The organism is Methanobrevibacter thaueri, from assembly GCF_003111625.1.
Lineage (GTDB): Archaea > Methanobacteriota > Methanobacteria > Methanobacteriales > Methanobacteriaceae > Methanocatella > Methanocatella thaueri.
The window spans coordinates 1-22444 of sequence record NZ_MZGS01000010.1 but is presented as its reverse complement, the minus strand read 5'-3'; the positions used below and the strand labels follow the sequence as shown (position 1 = coordinate 22444).

General features: G+C 29.8%; 14 protein-coding genes and 1 pseudogene. 13 read left to right on the top strand and 2 right to left on the bottom strand.

Features of this window, described 5'->3' with window-relative positions; translation table 11 throughout:
• From MBBTH_RS00665 to MBBTH_RS00630, 8 genes and pseudogenes are all read left to right on the top strand, one after another.
• Nucleotides 1-758, top strand: a pseudogene (locus MBBTH_RS00665) (hypothetical protein); the annotation flags it as partial.
• Nucleotides 759-822: 64 nt separating this feature from the next.
• A complete protein-coding gene (locus MBBTH_RS00660; RefSeq protein WP_116591124.1) occupies nt 823-3357 on the top strand; it encodes an Ig-like domain-containing protein in 2535 nt (844 codons plus the stop codon).
• A 57-nt stretch (nt 3358-3414) separates the two neighbouring features.
• Complete coding sequence (locus MBBTH_RS00655) at nt 3415-8733, top strand: Ig-like domain repeat protein (protein ID WP_116591123.1); 5319 nt, start codon at nt 3415-3417, stop codon at nt 8731-8733.
• Between the two features lie 48 nt (nt 8734-8781).
• Nucleotides 8782-14082: an Ig-like domain repeat protein gene (locus tag MBBTH_RS00650; RefSeq protein ID WP_116591122.1), complete on the top strand. Its 5301-nt coding sequence runs from the start codon at nt 8782-8784 to the stop codon at nt 14080-14082.
• 303 nt (nt 14083-14385) lie between these two features.
• Complete coding sequence (locus MBBTH_RS00645) at nt 14386-15435, top strand: hypothetical protein (protein WP_116591121.1); 1050 nt, start codon at nt 14386-14388, stop codon at nt 15433-15435.
• A gap of 227 nt (nt 15436-15662) precedes the next feature.
• Entirely contained in the window at nt 15663-15968 is a 306-nt protein-coding gene (locus MBBTH_RS00640; RefSeq protein WP_116591120.1) for a nucleotidyltransferase domain-containing protein, read from the top strand.
• Between the two features lie 17 nt (nt 15969-15985).
• Nucleotides 15986-16327: a HEPN domain-containing protein gene (locus MBBTH_RS00635; RefSeq protein ID WP_165813995.1), complete on the top strand. Its 342-nt coding sequence runs from the start codon at nt 15986-15988 to the stop codon at nt 16325-16327.
• 154 nt (nt 16328-16481) lie between these two features.
• Nucleotides 16482-16871, top strand: a complete 390-nt coding sequence (locus MBBTH_RS00630) for a hypothetical protein (protein ID WP_116591118.1) — start codon at nt 16482-16484, stop codon at nt 16869-16871.
• Here the strand turns inward: MBBTH_RS00630 and MBBTH_RS00625 are convergent.
• Complete coding sequence (locus tag MBBTH_RS00625) at nt 16805-17974, bottom strand: right-handed parallel beta-helix repeat-containing protein (protein ID WP_116591117.1); 1170 nt, start codon at nt 17972-17974, stop codon at nt 16805-16807. The two genes, MBBTH_RS00630 and MBBTH_RS00625, sit on opposite strands and share 67 nt — an antisense overlap.
• A gap of 36 nt (nt 17975-18010) precedes the next feature.
• On the opposite strand from MBBTH_RS00625, the gene MBBTH_RS00620 reads away from it, so the two are divergent.
• The 4 genes from MBBTH_RS00620 (at nt 18011) to MBBTH_RS00610 (ending at nt 20176) form a co-directional block, all read left to right on the top strand.
• The gene (locus MBBTH_RS00620; RefSeq protein ID WP_116591116.1) at nt 18011-18205 is read left to right on the top strand and encodes a hypothetical protein; all 195 of its coding nucleotides are present in this window, start codon (nt 18011-18013) and stop codon (nt 18203-18205) included.
• Nucleotides 18206-18349: 144 nt separating this feature from the next.
• The gene (locus tag MBBTH_RS11155; protein ID WP_279305921.1) at nt 18350-18475 is read left to right on the top strand and encodes a hypothetical protein; all 126 of its coding nucleotides are present in this window, start codon (nt 18350-18352) and stop codon (nt 18473-18475) included.
• Nucleotides 18476-18904: 429 nt separating this feature from the next.
• Nucleotides 18905-19945 carry a cysteine peptidase family C39 domain-containing protein gene (locus MBBTH_RS00615; RefSeq protein ID WP_116591115.1) on the top strand — a complete coding sequence of 347 codons (1041 nt, stop codon included), beginning with the start codon at nt 18905-18907 and terminating at the stop codon, nt 19943-19945.
• Nucleotides 19946-19957: 12 nt separating this feature from the next.
• A complete protein-coding gene (locus MBBTH_RS00610) occupies nt 19958-20176 on the top strand; it encodes a hypothetical protein (RefSeq protein WP_116591114.1) in 219 nt (72 codons plus the stop codon).
• Between the two features lie 373 nt (nt 20177-20549).
• Here MBBTH_RS00610 and MBBTH_RS00605 read toward each other — a convergent pair whose 3' ends face one another.
• Nucleotides 20550-21896: a peptidoglycan-binding domain-containing protein gene (locus MBBTH_RS00605; protein WP_165813994.1), complete on the bottom strand. Its 1347-nt coding sequence runs from the start codon at nt 21894-21896 to the stop codon at nt 20550-20552.
• A 73-nt stretch (nt 21897-21969) separates the two neighbouring features.
• Between MBBTH_RS00605 and MBBTH_RS10795 the strand changes: the two genes are divergently transcribed.
• Nucleotides 21970-22203, top strand: a complete 234-nt coding sequence (locus tag MBBTH_RS10795) for a hypothetical protein (protein ID WP_133241917.1) — start codon at nt 21970-21972, stop codon at nt 22201-22203.
• Nucleotides 22204-22444 lie beyond the last annotated feature (241 nt).

Genomic DNA, 22444 nt, shown 5'->3' with positions numbered 1-22444 from the left:
CTAAAGGAACTACTGCTTCTAGTTTTAATATTGTTTTGCCGAGTGATGCTACTGGTAATTTAACTGTTAGTATTAATGGAAAAAATTATACTCAAGAGTTAGTTAATGGTAGTGCAATTGTGAATATTCCGGAATTAAATCCTGGAAACTATAATGCAATTGTAACATATTCTGGAGACAGTAAATATAATCCAATATCTGTTAATGCATCTGTTTCTATTCCAAAACCAGTTTTAACAGCTAAAAACTTCTCAATGTTGTACACTAGTGGTGCTAAGTACACTGTACGTGTAACATTAGATGGAAAAGCAGTTACAGGTAAAAAAGTTTCATTTACAATTAATGGTAAAAAAACTACTGCAACAACTGATAAAAATGGTTATGCATCAGTAAAAATAACATTACCTCCTAAATCCAAAGCATACACAGTAACTGCAACTTATTTAGGAGTTAAAGTAACTAATAAAGTAACTGTTAAAAGTATTTTAGTTGCTAAAAATATGAAAGTGAAAAAATCAGCTAAAAAACTCACAATAAAAGTAACTTTGAAAAAAGTAAATAAAAAATACTTAAAAGGCAAAACATTAACATTAAAATTCAAAGGCAAAACCTATAAAGCAAAAACTAACTCTAAAGGTGTTGCAACATTTTCTATTAATAAAAATGTTCTTAAAAAACTCAAAGTTGGTAAAAAATACTCATACAAAGTTACTCACGGAAAAGATGTTGTAAACAAAAAAATTACAGTTAAAAAATAGGGAATTATAATAATTCCTTATTATTTTTTCTTTTTTTTATATTTACTATTATGTGGTGTGGATTATGGGTTATAGAAAATTAATTTTTTTCTTGTTGTTGATAGTATTAATTTTAGGGATTAGTACTGTATCAGCAACAGATGACATAAATGTTACATTAAATCAAAATCAAGAAATTGTAGTTGATAATAATGAAGAATGTTTAGATAATGAATTAACTTATTTTGATGAGAATATTATTTCTGAAAATCGTAATGACACTATCGATTCTGAAAATATTGGTTATACTGTGATATATGTTGGTCAAAATACCTCTGATGATGGAGGTGATGGATCTTATGAAAATCCTTTTTCTTCATTAAAATTAGCATGTGATAATGTAGTTGAAGGAGATAATGTAACTATGAACATATTCAATGGAACTTATTATGTTGATTCTCAATTAAATTTCAAATCAAGTAATTTAATTATTAATGGATTAGGAAAGGTTATAATTAAAAATGGATCTGCTGATGGCTTTAGGATACAGGCTTTATCTTCTTTATATCCATTAGCAAATTGGACTTTAAATAACATTATTTTTGATCAATCAGAAGTTAATTATGCTAATGGTGCAAGAAAATTCTATCCGGTTTATTGCAATAATAAGGTTAATTTAATCGAATTTAAAAATTGTTCGTTTATGGGAAGTTCACATTCTGTATTATATGGTGGAGATAAAGTTTGTTTAAAATTTATTAATTGTGTAATTGATGGATATGGTCATGGAAACTCTATATTATTTGAGTCTGAGTTTGTTAATGGTAATAAGTTTGTATATTTTGAAAATTGTATTTTCATAAACAATAAAGTTGATAAGGTTGCAGCTTACATTCAGGATGATAAAAATGTATCTGTTAATGGAGCTTGGTTTGGTGAAAATGATATCCCGGACTATTTAAAAAGTCTTTTAACACTTAATCATAAAACAGGGAAATGGATGGGGTATACTGATATAACAATCTTAAAATATGCAATTTTTTCTGTTTCTGAACAGTATTTAGGCAATAATCAATATGAAATAATTGGCAAACTTTGTTGGAATGGCACTAATGAAACAGTTGGAAATAGTCTCAGACCAATGGCTGTTGCTTTATCATCAACTACCGGAGATATTATATCTGAGGTTATTTTAGAAAATGGTACTTTCAAAGCAATTTATTCAAGTAATTCTCCAAATAATAAAGTTACTGCTACATTAGATTATGAAACAATAGATTTAATCTTCACTACGGTAGATATTAAAGCATCCGCTCAAAGTATTTATTATGGTGATGACCAAAACATTACAGTTACTTTTCTCCAACCAGTAAATGCAATAGTGACAGTCATAGTTAATAATAAAACTTATAATATGGTCGTTGATAATGAGGATGTAGTTATATATAAAATTGAAGATACTCTACTTGAAGGAAATTATACATGTGATATAGTTTTAATGGATAAAGTTAATCATATTTATGGTTTTCAATCTACTACATTATCAGTATATAAAGTTAGTGATTATATTTTTGATTCTATAATTCCTGCTGAGGTAAAAGTTGGGGATGTTAAAACGATTCTTATTGAATTACCATATGATGCTATGGGTAATATAACAATTCAAATGAATGGGAATAATTTTACTAAGAAAGCTTCACAAACTAATGAAATGGATATCGATGGATTTGTTTTTGGTGATAATTTTATAACTGTAATTTATTCTGGTGATAATAAATATGTTCAAAAAACTTGTTTAAATATTGTAACAGCAGAAAAAGTCAATCTTGAAGTAAATAATCAAACTTTAAATGTTTATATTACTAAAGGAACTACTGCTTCTAGTTTTAATATTGTTTTGCCGAGTGATGCTACTGGTAATTTAACTGTTAGTATTAATGGAAAAAATTATACTCAAGAGTTAGTTAATGGTAGTGCAATTGTGAATATTCCGGAATTAAATCCTGGAAACTATAATGCAATTGTAACATATTCTGGAGACAGTAAATATAATCCAATATCTGTTAATGCATCTGTTTCTATTCCAAAACCAGTTTTAACAGCTAAAAACTTCTCAATGTTGTACACTAGTGGTGCTAAGTACACTGTACGTGTAACATTAGATGGAAAAGCAGTTACAGGTAAAAAAGTTTCATTTACAATTAATGGTAAAAAAACTACTGCAACAACTGATAAAAATGGTTATGCATCAGTAAAAATAACATTACCTCCTAAATCCAAAGCATACACAGTAACTGCAACTTATTTAGGAGTTAAAGTAACTAATAAAGTAACTGTTAAAAGTATTTTAGTTGCTAAAAATATGAAAGTGAAAAAATCAGCTAAAAAACTCACAATAAAAGTAACTTTGAAAAAAGTAAATAAAAAATACTTAAAAGGCAAAACATTAACATTAAAATTCAAAGGCAAAACCTATAAAGCAAAAACTAACTCTAAAGGTGTTGCAACATTTTCTATTAATAAAAATGTTCTTAAAAAACTCAAAGTTGGTAAAAAATACTCATACAAAGTTACTCACGGAAAAGATGTTGTAAACAAAAAAATTACAGTCCAAAAATAATGGTTAAATTATATCTTTAGTTTATATATTTTTTAAAATTAAAAATGGTGATGTGCTATGATTTATAAAAAATCAGTTTTTTTCTTGTTGTTGATAGTATTAATTTTAGGGATTAGTACTGTATCAGCAACAGATGACACAAATGTCACATTAAATCAAGATAATCAACCATTGAAAATGGATGATTCTGTTAGTGATACTTATAAAAATAATATTTCAGAAGAAAATTCAATTTTAAATTCTCAATATTCTAATGAATTATTAAATGATGATGAATCAGAGATTATCACGGTAAATAATTGGGATGAACTTCAGTATTACTGTTCTTTAACAGATAAAGATTATACTTTGAAATTAAAAGAAAATACAAATTTTTATCCTACAAATTATTATGATAAAAATTATCAAATTGTAATTAATAATAATGTAAAAATTATTGGGGCTAATGGATCATATATTGGGGATTCTTCTCAACATGATTGTTATATTAAAAATGGACGTTATGTTGTTGAGGGAGGATATTCAATTAAATATGCTCCAATTATTGTCCCTGATAATAATCGTATGGATTTAACTTTGGAAAATATTACTTTTAAATGGGATTATATTGAATATAGTCCTGATGGTGTTTTTATCCAGATGGGAGGTAATGGAAAATATTTGATAAAAAATTGTGTATTTGAAAGTATTAATACAATGCAAGGTCATTCTTGTATTGTTTATCTTAAAAAGGGTGATGCACTTTTAGAAAATTGTTCTTTTATTAATTGTACTACTGATTTTGGTTGTGTTAGTTTATATCATCCTTCTTCTTTTACTAATGCACGTATGATTGTTAAAGATTGTTATTTTGAAAATAATTTTGCTAGGACTGAACCTGGATGTATTAATAACTGTGCAATTTTAACTGTTTATAACACAACATTTTATAAAAATCGTGCAGGCGTGTGGGCGGGTGCAATACACACACATTATGGTGCTAGTGCAACAATTTATGATTCTAACTTTACGGATAATGTTGCTGGATGGAATGGCGGTGCGTTATATACATATAGTGATTTAAAAATTTATAATACTATATTTGTAGGTAATAATTGTACTACTAATAATGGTGGTGGTGCAATTGGCGCATGTAAGCATGTAACTGAACCGCATATTTATATTGAAAATTCATTATTTGAAAATAATGAAAATCTTTGTTGGAGTTTAGATGAGTTATCTACTACTGGTACTGGTCGTGGTGGTGCAATTTCACTGATGGATGCAGGTTCACTTGAAGTTAGAAATACTACTTTTATTTCTAACGCTGCATCAATTGGTACTGCAATATGTGCTCTTGTACAAGAAAGTTATGGGTCTCCAGATGTAATTATTGTTAATAATAATTTTATTAATCATACCAGGGCAGGGGATGTTTTAAATATAAAAGTGGATGGAACAGTATGTAATATTTCAGGCAATTATTATATTGGTAATTCTATTGAGTTTTCTTATTTAACATTAACTAAACTAAATGAAGGTAAGGAGCAATCTACTTTACAAATTACTGCAAGTCTAAAAAATCCATCATATTATGATTCGGATATATTGGATAAAACGTTATATGATGTTTATGTTAGTGATAAGTATGTTAAAACAGTCAATTCCACTATTTTTACTTTAGATTTTGGTGATTTAGATATTTGTGATGTTTATGTTATTCCAACGATTTCTAATAGAAAATCTAATGAAGTAACTCTTGTAAGTACTCGTGAATATATTTTCGTATCTAAATTAGGTAGTGATAATAATGGAGGCAATACAAGAGATACTCCAGTAAAAACTATTAAAAAGGCTCTTGAATTAGCTCAAAGCTGTCAAAATATAATTATTTTGGATGGCGATTACAGTGAAAATCTTGAAATTGACTATGATTTGACTTTAAAAGGTGAGGGCAATGCAACATTAACTGGTGATATGTCATTTAATGTTAAAAATGTTAATTTCACATTAAAAAATATAAATATAAATAATTTAAGTTCAAGTCAATTCATTAAACAAGAATCCGGTAATCTAATTATTAACAATTGTATTTTTGCAAATAATGATGGGTTAATTATTGATAATAGTGGATTTACAACAATTACTAACTCAATATTGTTAAATAACACAAATTTAATAAATAGTGGTGCTAATTATAATTTTGATTATAATTGGTGGGGCAATACTTTAGAAAATTTCCAAGATGATCCATTTGAAAAAATCAATAATTGGTTGGTTTTAAATGCAACAAGTAATGTTGACAAGTTAGAGGTTAATCAAGTTACAAATATTAATTTCGGATTTTATTTAATTGAAAACAATACGGTTTCAAAATATAATAATTTAAGAGATATCAATTTAGAAATTCATCCGATTAATGGTACATCACCAAATCAAACTTCTTCAAACTCAAAAATAGAATACACATTAACTGCTTTAGGTAATGGAAAATTAACTGCTAGTTATATGAACATCAATACAACTGTTAATTTTGAATTTGTAAAAACAAATCCAAATATTAAAATAACTACAGAAGATATAATGTTGGGTGATGATTTAATAGTTAAAATTAACCTACCGAAAGATATTACTGGAAATATAACTGTTAAAATTGATGATTATAGTCAAACTAATCAAATCAATTCTAGCAATTTGGTTTTCACTTTCAAAAACCTAAAAGCTAATAATTACATTATTAAATCACTCTATTCAGGAGATAATAAATACTTATCAAAAGAAATCAGTAATCTGGTTAGTGTTTCTAAATATGAATCGACTACAAGTTTGGATATTGGTGCTGTCAATGTTGGTGAAGATGTGATTTTAACAATTACTCCACCAAGTGATGCAACAGGTAATGTTACACTTAATATCAACAATGTTGCTGAAACTTTAATATTAAACAACTCAAAAGCCAATTACACTATTAAAAACATTAAAAGAGGAGATTATAAAATTTCTGCTACATATAATGGTGATGATAAGTATTTAGCAAGTAGTGATTCTAAGTTTATTGAAGTTGACAATCTAAATGCTACAATGTCTGTTGTTATTGATGATATTGTTTATGGTGATGTTGCTTTAATTCAAGTTACCTTAAATGATGATGCAATAGGTTTTGTAACTGTGGCTGTTGATGGAGTTACTAATACAAGTGATGTTGAAAATGGAAAGGCAAATATTAAACTCGGTAATCTGGAAGCAGGTATGAAAGATGTCACAATTTTTTATACGGGTGATGATACTTACTTTAATAAAACTATGTCTTTTAATTTCACTATAGGCAAAGCCGAATTAACATTTGAAATCTCATCTAATGATATTAAGATAGGTCAGGAGGCACATGTCCATATTAAAGTTCCAGCAAAAACAACAGGTAATTTTACAATTGGTGCTGATGTAATCAACATTCCAATGTCAGGTATTATTGATTATGTAATATCTGATTTGGAACTGGGTGAATATGAGATTACTGCAGTTTATAATGGAAATAATTATTATACGATTCAAAATTCCACTTCATTTACTGTTTTAGAATACGAATCACCTCAATGGGCTAACATAGGATCAAACAGTCAAAATACAGGTCAATCTCCATATGAAAGCAATGTTAATGGGGAAGTTGCTTTCAGTATTACAATTGCTGATGATATTATTGGCAATCTTGTAATTGATAGTATCGGAAATATTTATGTTGCAACTAAATCTGTAATTTATTCCTTTGACAGTCAAGGTAATTTAAGATGGAATTATTCATCTGAATCACTTGCAGGCAATTTCTCAGGCCTATCAATTGGCCGTGATGTGATAATCTCACCAAGTGCTGGAGATACATTATACTTTATTAACCAAACTGACGGCTATAAATATGGTTCATCTAACTTATATCAAGCATCTAGTTTATTTGCACCAATTATAGATTCAAATGCAAATCTATACATTGCAAGTGAATATCAATATGATTCTAATGGTTATAAACTTGTTAAAGTGCCTTATAAGTCATGGGAATATGGTGGAGAAATTTCATTAATTGATTTGGGCAATGTAAAACCATTAACTTCCCCAACTGTAAATGAAGATATTATAGTTGTTTTATCTGAAGGCAGACTTAGGGTTCTTGATGCCAAATCATTACAAACCAAATTTATAAAATCAGGTAATTATGCATCTGTTAAACCTATTATTGGCGAAGGTAATGTAATTTATGTAGTTTTAGGCGATTCAATTGTTGCTTATTCCTCTACGGGTTCTCAGTTGTGGAAAACTAAAGTAACTGGTGGTGTTAAAGGTCAATTAGTTTTAGACTCAGAAAATGGATTATACTCAATAAATTCAAAAGGTAATTTATTTAAATATGATTCAGCAACTGGCAAAGAAGGTCTAATTTCTAATTTGGAGATTACTTCTGGTGTTTTGATTGGAAATAATGGCGATTTATACTTTGCAGTTAATGAAACATTTTATTGCATAAACTCTCATGGCAATATTTTATGGAAATCTGTTTTAAATTCTAAAATTATAGGTAATCCTATAATGGATGCAAATGGAACAGTTTATGTGACTTTAGATGATAACAAAGTTTATGCTTTAACTCATGGTAGTTTAAAAGATCCTAACTTAATTGTTCTAGTTGAAAATAATATGCTTTCGATTTCTATAGATAACCAGACTACTGGGGATGTTTCATTTACCTTTGATGGTGTTGATTATGTCAATGTGTTTTCCAAATCCATTTTAAGTTTAAGCGATGGTGATTGGCAAGTCAATGTTACTTATAATGGTGATGCAAGATTTGTTAATTCATCTAAAATTGTTAAATTTAGTGTTAAAACCAAATTAACAGGGTCTAACCTTGTAATGGCATATACTAGTGGTAGTTATTATAAGGTTCGTTTAACTCAAAATGGTGTTCCTCTTTCAGGTAAAACAATATCATTCACCATCAATGGTAAGAAAACTACTGCAAAAACTAATACTAATGGTTATGCATCAGTTAAAATAACACTACCTCCTAAAACATACACTGTTTATGCCCAATATGGTAAAGTTAAAGTATCTAACACAGTAACTGTAAAAAGTATTGTTTTGGCTAAAAACTTAAATGTTAAAAAGTCTGCAAAATCCTTAAAAATCAAGGTTACCTTAAGTAAAGTGAATAAGAAATACTTGTCCAATAAAAAAGTAACTTTGAAATTTAATGGTAAAACATATAATTCTAAAACCAATAAAAAAGGTGTTGTGACTTTTACAATTAAGAAAAGTGTTTTAAAGAAACTCAAAGCTGGAAAAAAATATACTTATCAAGTTACCTATTTGAAAAATACTGTTAAGAAAACTATAAATGTTAAAAAATAGGGAAATTTTTTCCCATTTTTATTTTTTTTTTTGAGGATATGATTTTTCATGAAATTTAATAAAAAGGTCTTTATTTCATTGTTATTATTCACATTAATTTTTCTTTGTAGTTGTGTTTCTGCAGAAGATGCAGATAATGTTAATGTGACTTTAACACAAGAAAATCAATCAATTAATTCAGATGATAATATTCTTGAAAAGCCCATTTATCAAGAAGAATTACAAAATGAGGAATCTGATGAGATTGTTGTTAATGATTGGAATGAATTACAGTATTATTGCTCTTTAACAGATAAGGATTATATCTTAAGATTAAAAGAGAATACTAATTTTTATCCTACAAGTCCTACGGATTCTAATTGTCAAATAAAAATCAATAATAATGTAAAAATTATAGGATCTAATGGGTCTTATTTTGGGGATTCTGCTTTTCATAGATGTTATATTCCATCAGATGGTTATCGTTATATTGTTGAAGGAGGTGAATTTGTCACTTATACTCCAATTATTGTTCCAGATTATAATCATAAGAGTTTAACTTTAGAGAATATTACATTTAAATGGATTTATCTTCAATATTCTCCTGATTCTAAATTTATACAACTGGGTGGGGCTGGAAATTATAAAATTAAAAACTGTCATTTTGATTATATTAATACAATTCTTGGAAATGGTGCGGTTATTTTGCTTAAAAGAGGCAAAGCAATTTTGGAAAATTGTTCTTTTATTAATTGTACTGTTCCAAAGGGTGTAATTACTATTTCTGAAGGGCAAAATATGGTTATTGAAAATGGTTATTTTGAGAATAATTTTGCTTATGAGCATACTACTTGTATTATGAATTGGGGTAATGTTGCTATTTATAATACTAAGTTTTTTAAAAATAGGTCTGCTGCTTGGGCTGGTGGAATAACCACTTATGGTGCGGGTGTTACTAATATACATAACTGTAATTTCACAGACAATGTTGCCGGATGGAATGGTGGAGCGTTATATGTTTATAATATTGTAAATATTTACAATACTACCTTTGAGGGCAATAATTGTACTACTAATAATGGTGGTGGTGCTATTGGAGCTTGCCAATATAGTGGAATTCCTAGATTGTATGTTGATAATTGCTTATTTAAAGACAATAATAATAATTGTTGGGCTTTAGATGAGTTATCTACTGAAGGTACTGGTCGTGGTGGTGCAATTTCATTTATGGATAAAGGTTCAATTGAAGTTAGAAATTCAGTATTCATTGCTAATTCAGCATCTATTGCTACAGCAATTTGCGCTTGGGAGGCTGGTAGTTACGGATCTCCAGACATTTATATTATAAATAATACATTTATCAATCATACTCGTGCAGGGGATGTTTTAAATGTTAAAGTAATTGGAACAGAGTGCATTGTATCAGGAAATAACTATATTGGAAATTCCATTGAATTTTCTAATTTAACATTAACTCCTCTAAATGTTGGCAAAGAACAGGCTACTTTACAAGTTAGCGCTAGTTTATCTCACCCAAATTATTATGAAAAAGATATTTTAGACAGGACACTTTATGATGTCTATATTAACAATAAGTATGTCAAAACGGTTAATTCAACAGTTTTCACAATTTATTTTGGTGATTTGGATATTTGTGATGTTTATGTTATTCCAACAATCTCAAACAGAAAAACTAACAATGTGACTTTAATAAGCACTCGTGAATATGTCTTTGTCTCTAAAAACGGCAGTGACATTAACGACGGCAAATCTAGATCAACACCAGTCAGCACAATTAAAAAAGCTCTGGAGCTGGCTAAAGATTGCAAAAACATTATTCTTTTGGACGGAAGTTACAGTGAGGATAACCTTCAAATTAATTACAACATCCAAATTAAGGGTGAAAACAATGCGACTTTAACAGATAAAACTTCATTTGTTTTAAACAGTAATTTTACTCTTAAAAACATTCAAATCTCTAATTTGAACTCAGATTTCATCAAGCAAAACACTGGTTGGTTAATCATTGAAAATTGTGTTTTAAGCAACAACATAGCAACTTATTTAATTGATGCAAAGTATGCTCAAATATCAAAGTCAATTATAACTAACAATAATGCTTTGGTCATAAACAATAATGGTTACACTTCGATTAAAGATTCTATAATCTTAAACAATACAGATATAGTCAACACTAATTCCAACTATACTTTGGATTATAATTGGTGGGGAAATACTTTGGACAATCTATCTAAACCATTCAGTAACATTAACAACTGGCTGGTTTTAAATGCAACCGCTAATGTTAATGCTTTAGAGGTCAACCAAGCTACTTTAATTAATTTGGCGTTTTATTTAAATGACTCACAAAAATACACCAACGTTCCGGAAATTAATTTTAAACTCAGTGCCTTAAACGGCAATATGGTTAAAAATTCAAATTCCAGATTGACTTTTACATTAACTGCACTTGAAGACGGACAGGTAACCATTAGTTATAATGATGTTTACTATAATATTGATTTCAAGTTTTTAAAATCAAGCCCTAATCTTTCAGCTAAAAGCAGTGATATTATGGTTGGGGATGATTTAATCCTTGAAGTTAAGCTTCCAGGTGATGCTAAAGGAACATTAACTGTCAGTGTTTCTAACGTCAGTCAAAGTAAAAATGCTTCAGATATCCTTTCATTTAATTTCACAGGACTAAAAGCAGGCAGTTACATTATTAAAACACTTTACTCTGGTGATGATAAGTATCTACCTCAGAACATGTCTTGTGAAGTATTAATCTCCAAATATCCTTCAAAGACCACTTTAAATCTCAGCGAAATTGAGGTTGGATGTGATGTTTTAATTACTGTTTCATGTTTAAGTGATGCAACAGGCAATGTCACTTTAAAAATCAACAATAACGTTCAAACCTTAAAATTAAGTGATGCAAAAGCGTTTTATACAATGAAAAACGTCACTCGAGGGGATTATAAAATCACCGCCATTTATAATGGTGATGATACTTATTTAACAAGCAGTGATTCTAAATTTATTGAAGTTGACAATCTCGTTTCCGAAATGGAAATAATCATAGATGACATATTTTACGGTGAAACCGCAATTGTCACTGTTAAGTTAAATGATAATGCAACAGGAAACGTTACAGTTACTGTTGATGGTGTTTCCAACACATCAGATGTAGTAAATGGTCAATCAGAAATATTCCTCTCTAATCTGGAAGCGGGACTTAAAAACGTTACAGTTTTCTTCACTGGTGATGATACCTACTTTAATTTAACAAAAACAGGTAATTTCACTATTGCTAAGTCCAATTTGACATTCAAAATGTCTTCAAGTGATATTAAGATTGGTCAGGATGTTATAATAAAAATTAAGGTTCCACCGAAGACTTCAGGTACATTCACCATAGGCAATGATATTATAAACATTCCCCTGTCAGGTGATATTGAGTATGTCATTTCAGATTTGGAAATCGGCGATTATGATATAACTGCAGTTTATGATGGAAACAACTACAACACAGTCATGAATTCAACTTCATTCAGTGTTCTGGAATATCCTTCTCCTCAATGGTCAAATGTTGGGTTCAACTCACAGAACAATGCTAAATCACCATACGACACATCAGCAAATGGTGAGGTATTGTTCACACTTCAAATCGGTGGCGATATCTTAATCGATAGCGAGGGCAATCTCTACATTTCAACTTCCGATGGCATTTATTCATTTGACTTAAATGGTAATTTGAGATGGATTTTCAACAATAGTGATGTTTTAGGAAATTATTCTGGAATTGTCATTGGTAGGGATATTGTAATTTCACCAAAAACCGGTGATACTTTATACTTTATCAATCAGACTACGGGTGAGAGGTATGGTTCTTCTAATATTTATCAGGGATCAAGTAACTTTGCACCTGTTATGGATGCTAATGCAAACATCTACATTTCAAGTGAATATCAGGTCACATCAGGCTCATATAAGCTTGTCATCGTTCCGTTTAAGTTGTGGGAATTCGGTGGAAATCCAACCATTGTTGATTTGGGTAAAAATTCACCGTTAACTTCTCCTGTGGCCAATGATGAAATCATTGTTGTTTTATCTGAAAACAGATTAAGGGTGATTGATGCTAAAACATTACAAACAAAATTCATCAAATCTGGTGATTATGCGCCAATAAAACCTATTATTGGTGAAGGTAATGTTGTTTATGCAGTTTTAGGTGATTCCATTGTTGCATATTCAGTTTACGGTTCACAATTGTGGAAAAGCAAGGTAACTGGTGGAATAAAAGACAAATTGGTCATCGACTCTGATAGTGGACTTTATGCATTAAATTCAAAGGGCAATTTGTATAGGTATGATTTGACTACAGGTAAAGAGTCTTTAGTAAGCAATTTGGAGATTACTTCCGGCATTTTGGTTGGAAATGATGGTGTTTTGTACTTTGCAGTTGATGATATATTTTACAGCGTTGACTCTGAGGGAAATGTTTTATGGAAGTCTCAGCTGGACTCAAAAATCAGTGGAAATCCGGTTATGGATAAGAATGGAACAATATATGTCTCTGCAGATGATAAAATCTACGCTTTAGGTCATTGCAGTTTAAAAGATCCCAATTTAGCTGCGGGCATAATCAATAATACATTGGTGATTTCAATAGACAACCAGACTACAGGGGATGTTTCATTTACCGTTAAGGGTGTTAGATATGAAAATATTTTCACCAAATCCATTCTGGATTTGGATGATGGTGATTATGGAATTAACGTCACCTATGTTGGTGATGCAAGATTTGTTGGCACATCTAAGGTTGTTGATTTTACTGTTAAAACAAGATTAGCCTGCGCTAATGTCAATATGCTTTACACCAGTGGGGACCATTATAAAGTTCGCTTAACTAAAAATGACATTCCTCTTTCAGGAAAAACAATATCATTCACCATCAACGGCAAAAAAGTAATTTCAAAGACTAATAAAGATGGTTATGCTTCAGTTAAAATCACTTTGCCTCCAAAAACATATGCTGTTAAAGCAACCTATGGTAATGTTACAATTACCAAAAAAGTCACTGTTAAAAGCATCATAACAGCGAAAAATATAAATGCCAAAAAGTCAGCAAAGGCAGTAAAAATAAAAGTAACACTCAAAATGGTAAACAAAAAATACCTTAAAAACAAAAAAATAACTTTAAAATTCAATAAAAAGACTTTCAAGGCTAAAACCAACAAGAAAGGTGTTGCAACTTTCACTATCAAAAACAGTGTCTATAAAAAACTCAAAACAAACAAAAAATACACCTACCAGGTCATCTACGGCAAGGATAATGTCAAAAAAACTATAAAATTTAAAAAATAAAATGGGGAATTCAACATTCCTCAAATTTTTTCTTTTTTTCATGTAGATTACACATTTCAAAGATGTTATTTTTATACTCAAAACCAATTTAATTGAAAATCCAATTAATTAAAATGGCAAATTTCTGATTGCTGTCAATATTACTCATTATTTATTCAAGCATTCAACCACTTATTTTTCATCATAGTTCCCTTTCAGTAACATAAATTATATATATTTTGTTGATAACTATAGAATTACGAAATGCATTTTATTTTTTGGTGCATGTTTAATCAATCAAAAAATAAAAAAGAGGTTATAGAAATGCATTACACTACAGACCAGGATTTGATAGATGATTTTCACCTAAAATCAGGCCATAGCATTGCTTCTGTTAAGTCATACAATTCAGTATTTAACAAGTACAGAAATTTCCACAACATGAGTCTATGCGACCTGTTGGCTGAAGCAATAACCGAACTGGAAAACCACACTCCGGAAAACCGATTAACAATATACGACAGAATAATCTCATTCAGGGATTATCTCATCAAAAACAATATAGGAAACACAATAACAAACTCAATATCAAAAATCAAGACATTCTATCACTACAACAGGGTAACAATACCATTCATACTGCCACTCAACAAAAAGTATGTTAATAAAAATGATTTGATAAGCTTTGCCGATTTACCGACCAAGGATGAACTTAGACTTGCAATGCAGTTTGCAGACGATGACTTGAAGATGTGGATTTTGGTTATCATATCATCAGGCGCAAGCAGATGCGAGGCCAAATCCATGACAAACAGAACACTATTTGAAGGAACAAAATCCTATCACAAAAAGGACAATTTCCATGACGCTTTAAAGTACTTGGCTAGAAACAACAACGTGGTATGCACCTGCAAGCTAGTCAGGCAAAAGACAGACAAGCCATACTACACCTTCCTCAATCCCGAATGCGTCCAGAGGATTGCCAAGATTAAACTGAAGCATGAGGACTTTGACCTGGACGCTCCGCTTTTGAAATATAACTTAAACCATGTAAATCATAAGTTTAAAAAGCTGAATGATTATCTCGGCTTCGGTGAGGTTGGAGGATATGCACGGCTGCGACCACATATGTTAAGGAAGTTCAACTCAATGTATCTGACTCAGGGGTCTTTTGATGACAATCTCTTGGGTATGGACAGCGTTGATTTGCTTCATGGCCGTGGCAAGAACAAGACAAGACAGGCATATTATAAGGACAATCCGGACTTTCTGAAGTTTGAATACATCAAGGCAATGAGCAACATCTCACTCTATCGAAGATACGATTATAAAATTGTAAACGGAAGGGTGAAGGTTATCTCAAAGCCATTATAATATTGGCAGGTAAATATTGCTGTAACTATATAATTTTATAAATAGGGGGTAATATTTACTTTGTTTAATATATAAAGACTTAAATACTTCTTAAAACAAATAATTAGTTGTGTAATCATTCCATTGAATGATTTTGGATAATCTCAGTATTTTTGGATTGTCGCAACAATATATTTATTATAAATAAATTTAATATAATATATTACTTATTGTACTGGGTGATTTATGTGCATGATAGAATTAAAATAGCCAAGGAGTTTGCAGAAACCATCAAATCAGATGACATTAAATTAATAATGTTATTCGGTTCTGTAGCTCGTGGAGACGACAATGAAGAGTCAGACATCGATATCTTAATCGTATCTCCAATTGCAGATAAAATCAAACCGGAAATCCACAAAATCGCTATGGATATAATTTTAGAAAAAGATGAAGTTATATCCCCAAGATTAATGACAGAAGACGAATTCCAAAAAGTAGAAGATTATCCATTCTTAACTAACGTACTTAAAGAAGGTGTAGTAATTGGATAATCCAAAAGATGCAATCAATGTTAAAAAGTCAGTTAATCTCAAGTAAAATGTTATATGAAGGCGGACAATATAGGGACTCAGTCACCATGTCCTATTATGCAATGTATTCCTCTGCTCTGGCATTACTTCTTAAAAAGAGCATTTCCCCAAAAACCCATGAGGGAACCTTAAGACAACTTACCAAGGAATACGTCAAAACAGGATTGCTTAGCAAGAAAACCTATGGATACCTTTATGATGCCCATGAAAATAGAAACGATTCCAGTTACGGTTATTCAAAAACTTTTACAGAAGAAGATGCTGAAGAACTTATTTTACAGGCTGAAAAATTCATTAATGAAGTGGAAACTTTATTATGATTTTTCAATTATATTTTTATTTATTTTAGGATTTTATTTGCTATTTTTTTAGTATATTAGTGTTGTATTTTAAATAAAATAATTTGATACTTAATAATATTGATTGTTACAAAAGAGTTTTAAATTAGAAACCTCAAAAAGAATCTTGATTGTTATGTTTTCAATAGATTCCACAATTATTGCAGCATTAGTAGGTGCTTTTTCAGCATGGGCTTTGACGTATTTCACAGAAGAATATAAAATTTATAAGAAAAAGAAAGGAGCATCAATTATTCTAAAATCTGAAATTGAATTGAATCTTACCAATATAAAAAACTTTAAAAAATCATATTTGAATGTTACTACAAAAGAATTGTATGATTCAGGGACTTTAGAAGATATATCAAATTTTTATTATTATTTAACCAAGTTTCCCATAATAAATCATGAAAATTGGGATAGGTTAATAAACTTTGTACCTGATGTTTATGATGATTTTCAAATCAAAAAAGTCATTGAATTTAATAGTAAATTAGATAATTTACCTGGCATAATTTCACTGTAGATATTGGATTTTGCAGTGATGTTGACAGTCTTGTTATTGGTTGTTTGAGATGTGACATTCACATTGAATTTAGTGTTGTTTGAGATTGTTTTTTCAGCTTCAGTGTAGTATGAATCAGTGTCATGGCGAACGCCGATGTAATAGTTTTCACCAGCAGTTATATCCAAAACAATCATACCATTTTCATCTGTGACTTTAACATTATTTAAAACAATTTCGCCATTGACAACTACGCCAACAGTGATGTTTTGACCGGCTGCCTTATTGGATCCGGACAATCTAGCACTGACTGTTGTAATTCCAGTTGCTCCCCAATATTTCACATTGGTAAAAGCAACTTCAGCATCTTCTCTAGAATAAATTGCATTTAAAAGGTTATTATGACCTGTGAAAGTAATTGTAATATTATTATCATTTTTAACTACATCTAAAGCTTCTGCATTTGCCCTATTGTTTAAGAAAGTAGAATCGGAAACAGTTAAAGTATCTGAAGAATCCCATTTGTAGAAGTAAATTGCAGAACTAGTAGTAGCATTATTGCCAGTAAAATTACAATTTGTTACAGTACCTAAAGACATTATGATAGCACCACCATTACGTGTTGCATTGTTGTTAATGAAATTACAATTTGTTACATTACCATTAGAGTCTGTTTGGAAATAAATAGCACCACCCAAGGGTGCACTGTTGTTAGTGAAATTACAATTTATCACTTCACCAGAGGTCTCCCAAGAGAAGTAAACTGCACCACCCCAATCACCTGCAGTGTTATTTGTAAAATTACAATTTGTTACAGTACCTTCACCATTGAATCTGATAGCCCCACCATAACTAGCAGAGTTGTTAGTAAAATTACAATTTGTTACAGTACCAGCGGAACTAAACCTAATAGCACCACCTCCGTATGTTGCGGAGTTATTAGTAAAATTACAATTTGTTACTTCACCAGTATCCAAGAAGTAAACTGCACCACCATAATAAGCGGAGTTGTTAGTAAAATTACAATTTGTTACATTACCCTTACTAGCAAATAAAATTGCTCCACCATTACCATTGGTTGCTTTGTTGTTAGTAAAATTACAATTTGTTACATTACCAGTAATCCCGAATTATATAAAAAAGATAATAAAATATTAATTATGACATTGCAAGAGGAATTACAAATCAATATTTTAATGAGTACTTACAATCAGAGAAGGGGAAGCTATTCATCCGGCTATGATTATCTTTTCTTGAATAATTTGGGCAACATTTCTTATTCTAATCTTTTCAGAAGTGACTTGAAAAATCTTAAAATCAAAACAAAGGATAAAATGGAATACAAAGTTTTATAGATTCCAAATTAGAGATTTCAATCGTCAGCTATTTTGGTTAGGGTTCCTGTAAGGAAAATCTCACAAACTACGCAGCTACTCTTTGATGTCTATGATAGATTAATTACCTTCTCAAACACTTTATCAATAAGTAATGAAGTATTAATGTTTGATGTAAACTCTGATACATACTCACAATTTTTCATGAATTACTCAGGATTAATCATCAGCAATGACTCAACAGGTGTAGGTAAATTCTTAGGGGGGGGTAAGATTTGTTCCCAACATTGAAGAGGCATCTCTAACTGCTTTATACAATTGCTTCTTATCAACATGTATTCAATAATAGAGTTGTTGTTGCAAAATTCAAAAAAATAAATGGTGATATAGGTGTAATGACAATATATGGATTTAAGAATAGATATTAGAAATTTTATAATTTAAATTACAAATAATTTAAAATTGTTCTAATATTTTAGAATATATTAATTATTATTAAATTTTATTTAAATTTAATTAATAAAATATTATTATTTGAATAATTATTCATATAATTTATTATATAATTTATATTTTTTAAAATTTTTTTTATTATTATACATCTATTCTTAATTTTTAAATTTATCAAAACATTTATATACTAGGGATTTTAAAATCATAATAATTAATATTTAGGCATGCCTAAAAATATTCAATAAATATAAACTAGAGGTGATTAAAATGTATAAAAAAGTAATAGGTGTATTATTATGTTTAGTATTTTTATTAAGCATATCCTGTGTTGTGGCTGATGATACTATTGAAACTAATATTACGTTAGAATCAGATGATATGGATGTTATCGATGAATACGATACAATAAATGATGATGATGAAATAATTATAAATGAATATGATGAGTATTATGAAAATAATATTTCGTTTGAAACTGAACTGCCATTGGAATTAAACACTTCTGGTGTGGTCATGTCTGATGATGAATATAGTTGTGGTGCAGCATCATTTGCAACAGTTTTAAACAATCTAGGTAAAAATATTACATTAAATGAAGCTAAAATTGCTACTAATAGTAGTAGTGTAAACGGCACAACAATGAAAGGAATACTTGATGCTTCTAAAAAATATAATTTAATTGGAGTTGGTGTTCAAATAGAATCAACTAATCTTAAAGAAAATTATATTGTTCATATGAATATTATAGGAGTTAATCATTGGTCAGTAGTAAAAGAAATTAATGAAGATTTTATTATTTTGGCAGATCCTAATTTAGGAAATTATAAATATGATTTGCTTGAATTTAACCAATATTACACAAACCAAACAATTATAATACTTAACAATACAAATATAACTAATTCAGTTAATATTGTATTGCCAGATAATTATAGTTTTATTTCAGAAATAGGTCAAAAAGCTATATCTGGAAAGGGTTATGCATTTTATCTATCTAAAAAAATGTCATATATTAATGCAAATCCTAAAGGATACGCATTCTCATGTACAGTTATAGTTCAAAAATGGGGTGCAAAAGTAGTAAAGATATCTACAAAAAAATTAACAAAACACAAAATTGCTGTAAAAATAGCTTATGTAATAAAAGTCTATTCAAAACCTAATTATAAAGGAAAAGTTGAAACGATTAATCAACCAGCTATTTTTAATTTAAGTCAAAAAGCAGGAACAACATATTCAGGTTCAAGAACTGTGTCATTTCCAATTAAATCAATAAAATGCTCAATTTCTTATTCTCATTTCCCATAGGAGTATTTAACAATGTTTGATTCAAAATTTATTTCATTTGTTGTTGGTTTATTAATACTTTGTTTAGTATTATGTTTCATATCCTCAGATAATATTTTTGAAGATGATTTTAAATCAGATACGAATTCTGATGATGTTGAGTATATTTGGATGATGGATGACAATGGGGAATTAAAATTAATTCCTACAACGGATACTCATGTAGAAGTTTCTGCAAGTGCTCCAGGGTGATAAAAATATTTTTTGATTATTTTTTAGAATATTCTAAAATTTTGTAGTTAAATGGTATTTTAATATCATTTAATTCTTTTTTCTTTTTAATTATAGAATGTAGTTTTATTGTTGTTCAATAAATATTATTATCTAATTATCAAAGTTGAGTGAAGTTTTTAATTCATTTTTTAAAATTTTAAAATAAAATCCATACTGTCATGACAATTTTAGACAATGCTTTCATTCATTGGTTATGGGTCTATAAACTGATATTAATATACCTATTGATTTGACTTTAAAAACTCAAAAAAAGCAGTACCTATTAAAAAATGATTAAATGAAAAATGCAAAAAAAGAAAAAAGTGCAGATGCAATTGCATCCACATTAGATTTAAATTAAACCGAGCTTTTTGGCGGTCTTTTCATCAACCTTACCGGTCACTTTAAGGCCTTTGTCCTTTTGGAACTCCTTGACGGATCTTTCAGTGCAGCTTTGGAACTTGCCGTCAACTTTCAAGTAGTGTCCTTTGTATGAGAGGTAGTATCCGTGGTCTTTTAGGGCCTGTTGGATTTCTTTAACTGTGGATTTGTCCTTGCTTCCTTTGGATACTGTCTTGAAGGTGACAATAACTTTAATGTTGGCTTTTTTGGATACCTTGTTGTAGTATTTGTTTCCTTTATATGTTATTGTTGCCTTGAAGGTTCCTTTCTTGTTGAGCTTTTTGATTTTGAAGACTGCTTTACCTTTACTGTTGGTTGTTGCCTTATAGGTTTTGCCCTTGACTTTTAGGGTGACTTTAGCCTTCGTGATTGCCTTACCAGTATTGTCCTTTAAGATTATAGCGTACTTTTTGGTTTTAACACTGGTTTTAAAGGTTTTCTTTTTGGCAGTCAGTTTAGGAGTGGCCTTCTTGACAGTGACTTTAACATCATTAGTTGATTTAACATAATTGGTATCGCCGTTGAATGTTACCTTGGCAGTGTAAGTCTTAGGTGCAAGTCCTTTGGTTGATACCTTGACCTGACCGTTCTTGTCGGTAGTGTAGGTTTTAGCACCGTTCAAGTCAACTGTTACTTTAACATTAGCTAATGCTTTGCCGTTGCTGTCTTTTAAAGTGATTACTAAATCCTTGTTGATGTTGTATGTTGTGGTCACATCAGAAGCGGTAATGCTGGTTGTCTGTTTGTTTACGGTGAATGTTTTTGTGTCGTTTGATTTGTGGTATATGTTGCTTTCGTTGTTGAGTATTGTTATTGTGTATTCGCCAGCGTCGAGACCAATAACAGTAATGGTATCGTTTGTGATAATGATTTTATCATCGGATACTCCATCAATTGTTACTGTTACGTTGGTTTTGTTTTCAATACTGTATTTGATTGTAACGTTGTTTGGATATACGGTATTGTTAATTGGTTCGATTGTGACTTTGGAATCGTATTTGATTACTTTAACATTTATTGTTTTGTCTTCAGCTGCAGAATAATCATCATTACCGGCAAAACTGACTGTAATGATTGCGGAGCCTTCACCAACAGCTATGATTTTTCCATCTTCAACTTTAGCAACAGTAGTGTTGCTTGAAGTGAAAGTTAACTCACCTACGTCTGCTGGAGTTAATGCAGCACCAGTACCTACAGAATCCCCTACAAGCAATTCAAGAGTTGCATTTTCAACAGTGATTTCAGTTGGAGTTTTAGAAATACTGATTGTTGCATTTGTAATTGTTACATTATCCAATCCAACATAGGTTGCATTGACTTTATATTCGCCGTAAGCGTCAAATGTATGTTCTGCCCACCAGGTACCATTAGTGCCATATGTTGCCTCGATTTGGGTTCCGTTTGGTAAGATAAATAGTAATTTATTTGATGAATGTAAAAGATTATCTGAAAAGGGAATGCCTAAAGTTACTTATAGTGCATTTTTGTTATATGAATTGGAACCTGAAGATTATGAAATTACTATCGGAGCTTTTGAATCTTTTGAAAATCAAATCAGGAATACTATTGAATGTGGTGAGGACTTATTAAAATCAATAAGTTGATATGATTAATAATTTTCTTTTATTTTTTTAGAAATTGGGTTCTATGGACATGTGATTTAAGAACAAAAATTAAAAATTTCTGCATGAATTTTGAATAGTTTTAATAAGTTTGCAGACTCTTTCAAAAACTTTGTTGATTTGAAATTTTTTGATGAAAATTAGTTGTGAATTTTTAATTTTATCTAAAAATAGTTAAATTTAATAAATAGGTGGAGTAAAAGTTTTTATTATGCCTAATCAA

Bases quoted from the DNA above. Each gene is read 5' to 3' on its own strand.
- MBBTH_RS00615 (WP_116591115.1), top strand. From the start codon at position 18,905: ATGTATAAAAAAGTAATAGGTGTATTATTATGTTTAGTATTTTTATTA.
- MBBTH_RS00645 (WP_116591121.1), top strand. From the start codon at position 14,386: ATGCATTACACTACAGACCAGGATTTGATAGATGATTTTCACCTAAAA.
- MBBTH_RS00650 (WP_116591122.1), top strand. From the start codon at position 8,782: ATGAAATTTAATAAAAAGGTCTTTATTTCATTGTTATTATTCACATTA.
- MBBTH_RS00610 (WP_116591114.1), top strand. From the start codon at position 19,958: ATGTTTGATTCAAAATTTATTTCATTTGTTGTTGGTTTATTAATACTT.
- MBBTH_RS00620 (WP_116591116.1), top strand. From the start codon at position 18,011: ATGACATTGCAAGAGGAATTACAAATCAATATTTTAATGAGTACTTAC.
- MBBTH_RS00655 (WP_116591123.1), top strand. From the start codon at position 3,415: ATGATTTATAAAAAATCAGTTTTTTTCTTGTTGTTGATAGTATTAATT.
- MBBTH_RS00630 (WP_116591118.1), top strand. From the start codon at position 16,482: ATGTTTTCAATAGATTCCACAATTATTGCAGCATTAGTAGGTGCTTTT.
- MBBTH_RS00660 (WP_116591124.1), top strand. From the start codon at position 823: ATGGGTTATAGAAAATTAATTTTTTTCTTGTTGTTGATAGTATTAATT.
- MBBTH_RS00635 (WP_165813995.1), top strand. From the start codon at position 15,986: ATGTTAAAAAGTCAGTTAATCTCAAGTAAAATGTTATATGAAGGCGGA.
- MBBTH_RS11155 (WP_279305921.1), top strand. From the start codon at position 18,350: ATGTTTGATGTAAACTCTGATACATACTCACAATTTTTCATGAATTAC.